We start from the raw sequence: 10,483 nt of genomic DNA, 5'->3' as shown, positions 1-10,483 counted from the left end.
ACCTCCATCAGAATTGCGGCTCGCTCCGAGCGCAACCCGGTCGCGGGTGCCTCCACGACATGTCCGCCAGGTTGCTCGAATGTCACCCCAAGGCCCGCGACTGTTGCCAACGTGCCCTGCACACTGTCGTCCAGTGCGACGGCAATCGACAGGGCGTGAATGTCCGCCGGGATCTTCGTCAGGTCCAGTGCGATCCGATCGGCTCCGATCAGTCGAACGGCGCCTTCCGGGGATTTCGGCTGGTTGTAGAAGATGAAGTCGTCGTCGTTCCGCACACGCTGGTTCGGCGTGAGTTGAAAAGCCATCAAGTCGACCGTGCCCTGACGGGCGCCGGAAACCGACAATGTTGCGGCGCCGTCGTGGATTCCGGTGTTGGCGCCGGGTTGGAGTGCAGGCATGACGTGTGCGGCCTGGCGGCCGGCTCCTTCCATACAGATGAGTGCGGGCAGCCGGGGGAGCCGGCTGTCCGCACGTCGAACCGGTCAGGCGTTGACAGCGACGGTCTCCGGCTGCGGATCCTCGTCCGCATCGGTGCCGTCGTCGGGATTGTTCTTGTTCCGGATGATGCTGGTGACCAGTGCCGCGAGGATCAGGAACACGCCGGTCAGGCCCGTGACGATCTCGCTGACATGGTGGCCGATCGAGTAGAACAGGATCAGCGCCAGCGCACCGATCGCCCAGTGGGCGCCGTGCTCCAGGTACACGTACTCGGCGAGGGTGCCCTTGCGGACGAGGTACACGGTGATCGAGCGAACGAACATCGCGCCGATGAAGCCGAGGCCGAGGGCGATGATGATCGGGTCGGAGGTAACCGCGAACGCACCGATGACCCCGTCGAACGAGAAGGATGCGTCGAGGACTTCGAGGTAGAGGAACAAGAAGAAGCCGGCCTTGCCGGTGGCTTTCGCGAGATCCGTCGGACCGTTGGAGGCGCTTTCGCCATCCTCGTCGACGTTGAACAGCTCACCGAGCCCATTGACGAGGATGTAGGTGATCATGCCGAGGATACCCGCGATCAGCACGGTCGAAGACTTGCCGTCAGGAGCGATGAACGCTGCGGTGAGGACGAGAATGCCACTAGCAACGACGACGGCGAGCTGATCGAGCTTGCCGATGCGCTCCAGGGGACGCTCGAGCCAGGACAACCAGGTGATTTCCTTCTCCTCGAAGAGGAAGCCGAGGAACAGCATCAACAGGAACATTCCACCGAACGCGGCAATTTGCGGGTGAGCATCGGTGATGAGCGTTTCGTAACTGGGGCTTCCGTCGGGGAAGTATGCGGCGCCGTCGGCCGGCGGATTCAAGGCGAGGTCCAGCGCCTCGATGGGCCCGAGGCCCGACGCGGCCCACACGATGGCCAGCGGGAACACGAGGCGCATGCCGAAGACGGCGATGAGGATGCCGATGGTGAGGAAGATCTTCTGCCAGAACTCGCTCATCCGCTGTAGCACAGTCGCGTTGATGACCGCGTTGTCGAACGACAGGGAGACTTCGAGTACGCCGAGGATGGCTGCGAGGAGAAGTGCTTCAGGCCCGCCGTAGAGAAATGCGACGACTAGGGCAACAACGGTGACGGCGAACGATGCGCCGAATATGCGCATAACCACGGACGTGGCCTTTCTCGATGGTGTGAGGGAGAGCTGCGGGGTGCCCGCACTTGATGCAGGCACCCCGCTCTACCGTCCGCGGACGGAATCTGACGAAATCAGGCGACGTTGACGCCGTAATCCAGCGCGATGCCTCGGAGACCGGACGCATAGCCCTGACCCACAGCGCGGAACTTCCACTCGTTGTTGTGTCGGTAAACCTCGCCGAAGATCATCGCGGTCTCGGTGGAGGCGTCCTCCGTCAGGTCGTAGCGGGCCAGCTCGACCCCGGTGACGCGATCAACGATCCGGATGTATGCATTGCGAACGTGACCGAACGACTGATTGCGCACGTCGGCGTCGTAGATCGAGACGGCAAAGAAGATGTTTGTGACCGTCGGGGGAAGAGCAACGAGATCCACGTTGATGGACTCGTCGTCACCGTCACCGTCGCCAGTGAGGTTGTCGCCGGTGTGCTCAACGGTGCCGTCGGGGGACGAAAGATTGCCGTAGAAGACGAAGTGCTTGTCGGAGAGGACCTTGTAGTTCGATCCGGTGATCAGAGCAGACGCATCGAGGTCATAGGGCGCACCGGTAGTGGTGCGCTCGTCCCAGCCGAGCCCGACCGTGATGGCGGTGAGGTTGTCTGTGGCCTTGGAGAGGGAGACGTTGCCGCCTTTGGCGAGTGAGACGCTCATGCGAGTCCTTTCGAGATGCTGCACAGTAGGGAGGCGGAGTCGGTCCTGCTCCTGAGTGCATTACTGGTGTCGACCGACAGTTTGGCCAGTACGGGATAGTAGGACGAGTCAGGGACGAAGCGCCCGCTGGTTCGTATGGAGCGCAACAGAGCCGGCCTCTGGGCTCGTGTTGATGGGTATCAACCACGTCGTACGGGTGGAACTCCTTCTGCAGCTGCAACTTCGAAATTGGGCACAACGGAACCGTTGCACCGTGCGCTACTACCGCCAGCCCCCGACAGACTGATGAGCGACAACATAGCAGGTGCAACTATTTGTTCGGAAGTGACCTCTTGCCCGGTATCTGAACGAGTTTCTGTTACCAGTGGTACCGGAGTTGCGGATCGAGGACCTTGGTGTGATGAAACAATCCGCGGCGGCGCTGGCGATGTCATCCATGTCCTGAGCAAAAGAGCGTTTCGGCACCTGATGGCCTACTAGTCCTCGATTCTCGAGGCCCATATGTCGTCAGTTCGGCTGCTGGTCGCTCTAGGTCGGACGTCCGGGCCCGATGGTCGCCTCGCTCCGGCTGAAGCAGTGGGCAGGGACGGTGACGGAACGGGTGTAGATGATCCAGATCACTGTTACTGCGGCGCAGTGAGCCGCCGTCGGTGTGAGGACCACTTCAGCGCCACATGCTTCACACGGTATCGGCGTTTGTGAGGTATGCGGCGCGGTCTCACGCCGTGGGTCCATGCGGCCGCGATCTTGTCACCCCTCGCCAATAGAATCAGCACCCATGACAGATGTCCTCCGTCCAGCCAGCGTCGAGAATCCCCACATTGTGGACTTGTTCGCCGGTCCTGGCGGGCTGGATGTGGCTGCTACCTGGCTCGGGGTGCCCACCGTAGGCATCGAATGGGACGTGAATGCGTGCGCGACTCGTCACGCGGCGGGCCTGGAGACACTGCAAAGTGACGTGCGTGCCTTTGGGCCCGACGACTTCCCCGAGGCGAACGTCCTTGCAGGTGGCCCGCCATGCCAGACCTACACGGTCGCTGGAACGGGCGCTGGTCGCGTGGCGCTTGAACGCGTACTTGGGTTGGTCAAGTCGATGAGCGTGGGAGAACACGTCGACGACCAGTTGGCTCGGTTCGATGATGAACGCACCGGTCTGGTTCTCGAGCCGCTTCGTTGGGCTCTACAGGCGCATCGTGCCGGCAAGCCGTACGAGGCGATCGTGTTGGAGCAGGTTCCCGCTGTGCTGCCTGTGTGGGTCGCCATGGGAGAAGTGCTCGAAGGGCTCGGCTACAGCGTTGCCATTGGGGTCTTGAGGACGGAAGAGTTCGGCGTTCCACAAACGCGTCGTCGCGCGATCTTACTGGCCGGCTACGGACGTGACGTTCGTTTGCCTGAGCCGACACACCGGCCTTACAGAAAGGGTGTCGCTCGAGAGGTGGGCTGTGCCGACCTGAAGCCATGGAACACCATGGGCGACGCGTTGTCAGGTACGAGAAAGTACGGATTCTCGGTCGTCTCAAACTACGGGACGGGGGGCGATCCGAAGGCGCGAGGACGGCGCACTTCGGCTGAGCCTGCATTCACAGTGACAGGAAAAGTCTCGAGGAATCGTGTTGTAGACGCACGCGGCGCCGAAGTCGACCGATTCACTGCGGCAGAGGCAGGTCGCCTGCAGACATTTCCTGCCGACTTTCCCTGGAGCGGTGGCGACGTGGCGCAACAGATCGGGAACGCGATTCCACCGCGTCTGGGTGTGCATATTCTGGCGTCTGCCCTGGGGCTACTGTACAAGGTCGACGAGGCGTTTCTCAGAAGCGTCGTACAGGCCCGTTGGTCCAACTCGACGCTTCCTCGCGCGGCAGTTGGTCGCTGACCAACTCCATCGACCGGTTCCTTCACGGTGCGGCGTAACGGATCCAGCGTGCTGCACATATGTCCTAGCAAGGATGTCGGAACCGACAAGTATGGTTCGACAGCTGACTAGTGAGAGTGCGACACAGGATGGGCATGGCAGACGACTGGAAGTTCGACGTCCCTACAACCGGCACGAAGCACCTGCCCCCTGATGCCAGGTACATGGAGGCGCTCAGTAGCCAGGGGTACGGATTCGAGGTTGCGATCGCCGACCTGGTCGACAACTCAATCGACGCGGGCGCGAAAGACGTGGTCATCCACTTCCTTCGTGACGGTGACCAACTGGTCAGCCTCCTCATCATCGATGACGGAGAAGGTATGACCGACGACGGTCTCGATATCGCAATGACTGTCGGTGGGCAGAAGCACTACAATCGGCAAGCTCTCGGCATGTTCGGTACCGGCCTCAAGTCTGCGTCTCTGAGCCACGCGTCTGCCGTTACCGTCGTAAGCAAGACGAAGAAGACCCGCCCCTCGGGTCGGCGATGGCTCATGGAGCGCGCGCTCTCCAGCTTCCAATGCGACATCGTCGATCCCCATTATGCGCAGACTCTCATCGATCGTTACTACCAGTGCCCGATCACCTGGCAAGGCACGGTCATTCGCTGGGATGGGGTAAAGAACTTCCCGCAGCGTGGAGGGAGCGGACAGACCGATCGCTACCTGCATCGGACGATCAACAAGCTCGGACTCCACCTCGGCCTGTATCTCCACCGGTTCCTCGCTCGAGAAGATTTCAATATCACCATTGCGGTCGAGGATGTTTCGACCGGCACGGAATACATGAACTTCGGTGTCGTCCCGCTCGATCCATTCGGTTACCCGGTTTCCGGACATCCTGATTACCCGCGCCAATTTGTCGCAGACGTACCGTCGGTGGGGCAACTCGGACTGGACGCACACATCTGGGTCCCGAAATCCAATCTCGACGAATACCGAGCCGTCGGGTCCGTCATCGACCGTCAAGGCTTCTATTTCTATCGTCACAACCGCCTGGTGCAGGCAGGTGGTTGGAACAACTTCCGGCAACCGGAACAGCACCTGTCCTTGGCTCGCGTCGCGGTTGACTTGCCTTCGGGTTCGGAGAAGGTCTTCCGCCTCACCGTCAAGAAGGAGGGCGTGGAGATGTCGCCCGAGGTGGTGTCGGCGTTGGAAGAGGCCGTTGACGATCAAGGACGCCTTTTCACTCAATACCTTGTCGACGCAGACACGACCTACCGTGAGGCCCGTAAGAGGTCCGGAACTGTTCGAAAGCAGGTCATCCCGGCCGGCAAGGGAATCGACGCATCGGTGCGAGAGACCATCGAGGACGAGCTGCCGATCCTTCCCGGCGAGGATCCGATCTCGGTGCGATGGACAAAGCTGGAGACGGATGTCTTCTTCGAGGTGGACCGAGACGGCCGTTCGATCAACCTGAACCAGCATTATCGAGCCGCGATCCTCGGAGGGCGACGCGGAACGCTCAACGATGCGCAGGTCGTCAAGTCACTCATGTATCTGATGCTTCATCAGGTCTTCGAGAAGGAGTACAGCGGGCCTCGCGAGAAAGACAACCTGCAACTGTGGCAATCGGTATTGGTCTCCGCAGCCCGCGCCGAACTGGAGCGTATGACCGACGATGATTGATCGCGCGGTCCTCAAATGGTCTACCGTCGAGTACTACCTCGGTGAAGCGCTTGCAGCGAGCTATCGATTGTCTCACGAGCACCGCGGTCCGTTGGTTTGCTATGAAGTGGACGGCAACGCTCGTGAAATCGCGCTGTTTGTCGAACTAGACAAGAATCAAAAGCCGCCTCGGTCAAGAATGCCTGCCATCGCGATCGACGAGGTAAGACATCACGACAGACGCATGGCCCGAATTCGAACAACGGCGCCGGTGTTGATGCGCGACTTCCATGATCTCGCACTTTCCGTTGCGGATAGGATTGTTCGAAACGATTGCTCTCTCGACACGGCATATCGCGAGACCTTGCAGGCGTGGAATGCCCTGCTTGACCAACATCGAGTGGTGGGAGCTCAACGCTCTCTCGGTTTGCACGGCGAACTGGCAATGCTGTGGGCGCTCGCCATGCAGTACGGATGGGAGACCGCGCTCGAATCCTGGACCGGACCAGTAGCTGAAGAGCACGACTTCGCCTTCTCGGCGTTCGACATCGAGGTGAAGACGACATCATCCGAGCGACGTCGCCATTCGATCAATGGTCTTGACCAGCTCATCGAATCTATGGATCGCCCATTGTGGTTCGTGTCGATCAGATTGACCCGTGGGGGAGCAGGTGGACGTACCCTCTCCGAATCGATTGATGCAGTACAGAAGGCTGCGATGTCGGAACTGCCCAAGCTCGGTGCACGGGTGACAAAGATGCTGGAGAGATTTCGACTTGAAGCAGATGCGCAGACCGACGAGCGCTGGACATTGCGCGACGCCCCACTTGTCTTGTCAGCAGCAGCCGTGCCGAAATTGCAGCTGGACGTCGGATCCGAATCCCTGAGCGACCGGATCCATTCCGTGAGATACGAGGTCGATCTTACGGGGTTGGCGCAAGCGCAGAACTATCCATTTGATATCTCAGAACTCCAACTTCCCTGACCAATAGGAACATAAATGACCGATATGGGTGCCCTTAGAGTTGCATTGCACAGCGCAGCGTTGACTGATATGGCGGCCAGTAAGCCCAAGAAGTTGCAGCGCGCTCTCGACTATCAGGCCGAGGATATGGAGCCCGCGGCAGGAAGTCTGACTGCTGAGTCGGACTTCCGGGACGCATTGAGCTCTGCTTCGTCGACGGATCAATTAGTTGAACTGTGGCGTCGTCAGCTCACGAAGTGGGACTTCGCACTCCAACCTATTTGGTCGTCGTCGCAACCCCGCACCGAAGAGCGCCGGGCCGATGTGTACAAACTGCTGGGCATTGACGAGAGCACGATCAAACTCCTCGACAGTCTCATCCCGGTGTCCAAAGCTGTTCCGCCGGTAGTTATCAGTGACAAGTTTGTTCCGTGGTACACACCGGAATCTCAACAGGGGCGCTCGTGGTATTGGCCTGCGTATCGCAAACTCCTCGAAGGGAAGAAAGGTTGGCCGGAGGAGGCGGTTTCTAGTCTGGATATCGCGTCCGACCAGGTTGTCGAACGTTTGGCTGACCCCACTCGCGTGGAGGCATACCAATCGAAGGGGTTGGTGGTCGGCTATGTGCAGTCCGGAAAGACTGCGAACTTCACCGGCGTCATTGCCAAGTCGATCGATGCCGGATATAGGTTGGTGATCGTTCTCGGCGGAACGCTGAATCTCCTTCGGGCGCAGACGCAGCGACGCATCGATATGGAGCTTGTGGGTAGAGAGAACATTGTACGCGGGGGGAGTGAGTTCGAATCGGACTACGCAGACGATCCCGCTTGGAGTCAGCGCAAGTTCCTCGAGTTCGGCGACCTTCCTTCTGCCCTTGGAGGGTTCGACATCGTCCGTATGACTACGAGGGACAACGACTACAAGAGCTTGCTTCATGGCATTGTGGCGCTCGAGTTCGAAAAGCAGGAACCCGCCCTTCCTCTGTATGATCCGCGTAACCTTCACAGATCGTCCGCGCGGCTCATGGTTGTCAAGAAGAACAAGACGGTTCTGGGAAAGCTCGTCAAGGACCTCAATAAGATCAAGACGCCGTTGTCGGAGATCCCCGTTCTCATCATCGACGACGAATCAGATGAAGCATCGCTAAACACGACAGACCTCAACAAACCAAATGCTGAGCGCACGGCAATCAATCAGAAGATCTCTGATCTGTTGAAAATGCTCCCGCGTGCACAATATGTGGGCTACACGGCTACGCCGTTCGCCAATGTGTTCGTCGATCCGAGTGATGCAGAGGATATCTTCCCCAAGGACTTTATCGTCTCGCTGTCGAGGCCTTACGGCTACATGGGTGCGCGCGACTTCCATGACCTGGACTCGGATGTGCCGCTCAATGAGCGTACATTCGCCAATTCCAACGAGAAAGCGCACATTCGGGATATTTCCGTAGTCGATGACGATGACGACACGTGTCTGCAGAAGGCCCTCGACATGTTCGTTCTCACTGCGGCAATGAAGCTGTACCGCGAGGACAAAGGCGATTTAGGTGAGCGCTTCTACCAGCATCACACTATGTTGGTTCACGAATCCGGTTGGACTGCTGATCACAAGGAGCTCCTGGGCCGGGTAACGAAACTGTGGTTCAATGCCGGATATTTGAGCGCCAATGGACACTCGCGGCTCCGCAGCTTATTTGATTCCGACGTTGCCCCGGTGTCCGAGGTGCGAGCGGAGGGCTATGCCGTACCGGGTTCGTATGAGGAACTCATGCCGTACGTCGGTCCAGCAACTTTTCGCATCGGTGGTGATGACAAACCTATCATCGTCGTCAACGGCGACCAGGACATCGAAACCGGCGAGGCTGACTTCGACAAGCGGTCGATTTGGAAGATCCTTATCGGTGGCCAGAAGCTGTCGCGCGGATTTACCGTGGAAGGGCTTACGGTTACGTACTTCCGGCGCCGTGCAGGCAACGCTTCAAGTTTGATGCAGATGGGCCGTTGGTTCGGCTTCCGCGATGGTTACCGTGACTTGGTCAGGCTCTTCATCGGCCGCGGAGAGAAGGTGGGAAAGAAGGAGATCGACCTCTACGAGGCGTTCGAGGCGATCTGCCTCGATGAGGAGAGCTTCCGCAAGGAGCTCGCCCAGTACTCCGAGATGGTAGACGGCGTTCCGCAGATCACCCCAGCACAGGTGCCGCCCCTGGTATCGCAACACCTTCCATGGCTGAAGCCGACGAGTCCCAACAAGATGTACAACGCGCGACTCGTTGAGATCGCAACACCCGGCGACTGGGTGGAGCCGACGGCATACCCAACAGCGGTCGCGGATCTGAAGTACAACACTCAGCTTTGGCTTCCTGTCCTGGAGGAACTCTCCGAGCTTCCACGACGGTTCGAGTATCAGTTCGAGCACGGTGTACGCCACAAGTTCGATGCCTTCACCGGCATGATCTCGCCAGAAAGCTTTCTGGAGCTCGCTTCGAATCTCAAGTGGCGCGCTGCATCCCAATTCGCACCACATCTCGCATACCTTCGGCAGATCAGTGGAGGCAAGCACGCTCAGGTCGACGACTGGGTTGTGCTCGCGCCACAGCTCGGATTGTCGAATGGGACGAAAAGGTCCGACACAGCGCGTGGACTTCAGATCGGGAACCGTGACCAACCGCTTTCCTGGTTCCAACGTAGCCGGCGCAGGGACCCTCTCTTCGGTGCGATCAGTGACCCAAAGCACCGTGCTGTTCCACTACGGATCGCCGGAGGTTTGACCAGCGGTGGCAATGCCGAGACGGAGGCCTTTGCGGGGTCTCGTCGTGGTGTCATTGTGGTGTACCCGATTGTCGAACCTGACAACCAGCACGCGATCGGAGATGACGGACGGATCGATCCAGGCAAGCTCGTCGTCGCGTTCGCGTTCGTTGCGCCGGCGTCAGCGCGCACTGGCGACGGCAGGATTATCAGGTTCACGACCATCGACTCGTCGCGGGAAGGTACGCCGATTATCAACGTGAAGAACACGTAGCAGGAGGATGGTGTCGTGCTCGGGCATGGGCCTACTTGGTCGGGCACGGCGACCTCTCGTTCGTAGTGGCCTTCGGAACATAGGCGCGCGGCCGGTCGCCAGCCACAAGAATTCGCGTTCTCAGTTCGGGATCCACTCCTGCAGTAGTGCGGCTGGCTCGAACTTGCGGGCGCGTCTCTGTCACCGATTCACCCACGTTGGTCCGCGAGCTGCGCCGGTTTGTATCTGCTGCCTCTGTGCACTTCGGTACCGAGGAGCGAGGTGCCAGAGTGGATGTACGACCCGCGCGGTTCGCTGGAGTACCGAGTACACACCCGGGAGATTGACGGTGCTGGCGACCGCGACGGAAGCCCGGGTCTTTGCGGTAATCGGCGTGCAGGCGGTCCGCGAGGTCTCGGATCTGTTCGGTTTGGCGCTCGACGGCAACAACAGATTTGCGCAGCTCGAGCGCGATGGGCACCGGCGTACCTTCGTCTATCTTGACCATCCGTCGAGTGGTGGCAAGAAGAAGCGTTTCGCCACGGCCTTGACGCGTGAACAGCTCGACCGAGTGCTCGACCACCTCGCGCATCGAAGAGTTCGACCCCAGGAGTTGCGCCCTTCCTGATGCAGGTGCCACACGTCGCGCGCTTCACAGCGCGCGATCCAGAATCACCGCGCGTGCCGCATCCGGAACATCCGCTTCGCAATCTTCA

Annotated in this window: 8 protein-coding genes; 5 read left to right on the top strand and 3 right to left on the bottom strand. The window is 59.6% G+C overall.

Features of this window, described 5'->3' with window-relative positions; all coding sequences use genetic code 11:
• The 3 genes from I0Q12_RS13045 to I0Q12_RS13035 form a co-directional block, all read right to left on the bottom strand.
• The coding region (locus I0Q12_RS13045; RefSeq protein ID WP_231610556.1) for a TerD family protein at positions 1-431 on the bottom strand (431 nt) is incomplete at its 3' end.
• A 51-nt stretch (positions 432-482) separates the two neighbouring features.
• Positions 483-1,607, bottom strand: coding sequence for a DUF475 domain-containing protein (locus tag I0Q12_RS13040; protein WP_197252318.1), 1,125 nt, complete (start codon positions 1,605-1,607; stop codon positions 483-485).
• 98 nt (positions 1,608-1,705) lie between these two features.
• On the bottom strand, positions 1,706-2,284 hold the full coding sequence (locus I0Q12_RS13035; protein WP_197252322.1) for a TerD family protein: 579 nt from the start codon (positions 2,282-2,284) through the stop codon (positions 1,706-1,708).
• A gap of 778 nt (positions 2,285-3,062) precedes the next feature.
• Here I0Q12_RS13035 and I0Q12_RS13030 point away from each other — a divergent pair.
• The 5 genes from I0Q12_RS13030 to I0Q12_RS13010 all read left to right on the top strand — a co-directional run bounded on the left by I0Q12_RS13030 (position 3,063) and on the right by I0Q12_RS13010 (position 10,395).
• Positions 3,063-4,157, top strand: coding sequence for a DNA cytosine methyltransferase (locus I0Q12_RS13030; RefSeq protein ID WP_197252317.1), 1,095 nt, complete (start codon positions 3,063-3,065; stop codon positions 4,155-4,157).
• Between the two features lie 134 nt (positions 4,158-4,291).
• On the top strand, positions 4,292-5,824 hold the full coding sequence (locus tag I0Q12_RS13025) for an ATP-binding protein (RefSeq protein WP_197252316.1): 1,533 nt from the start codon (positions 4,292-4,294) through the stop codon (positions 5,822-5,824).
• Positions 5,817-6,788, top strand: coding sequence for a PD-(D/E)XK motif protein (locus tag I0Q12_RS13020; RefSeq protein WP_197252315.1), 972 nt, complete (start codon positions 5,817-5,819; stop codon positions 6,786-6,788). The genes I0Q12_RS13025 and I0Q12_RS13020 overlap by 8 nt, the downstream gene beginning before the upstream one ends.
• Positions 6,789-6,803: 15 nt before the next feature.
• Positions 6,804-9,788 (top strand): Z1 domain-containing protein, encoded by a 2,985-nt coding sequence (locus I0Q12_RS13015; RefSeq protein WP_231610555.1) that lies wholly within the window; start codon positions 6,804-6,806, stop codon positions 9,786-9,788.
• A gap of 322 nt (positions 9,789-10,110) precedes the next feature.
• The gene (locus I0Q12_RS13010) at positions 10,111-10,395 is read left to right on the top strand and encodes a hypothetical protein (protein WP_197252314.1); all 285 of its coding nucleotides are present in this window, start codon (positions 10,111-10,113) and stop codon (positions 10,393-10,395) included.
• The last annotated feature ends 88 nt before the right edge of the window (positions 10,396-10,483 follow it).

Source organism: Rhodococcus sp. CX, assembly GCF_015865005.1.
In the GTDB taxonomy this organism is placed as follows: Bacteria; Actinomycetota; Actinomycetes; order Mycobacteriales; family Mycobacteriaceae; genus Rhodococcus.
This window is presented reverse-complemented; position numbering and strand designations above follow the sequence as displayed.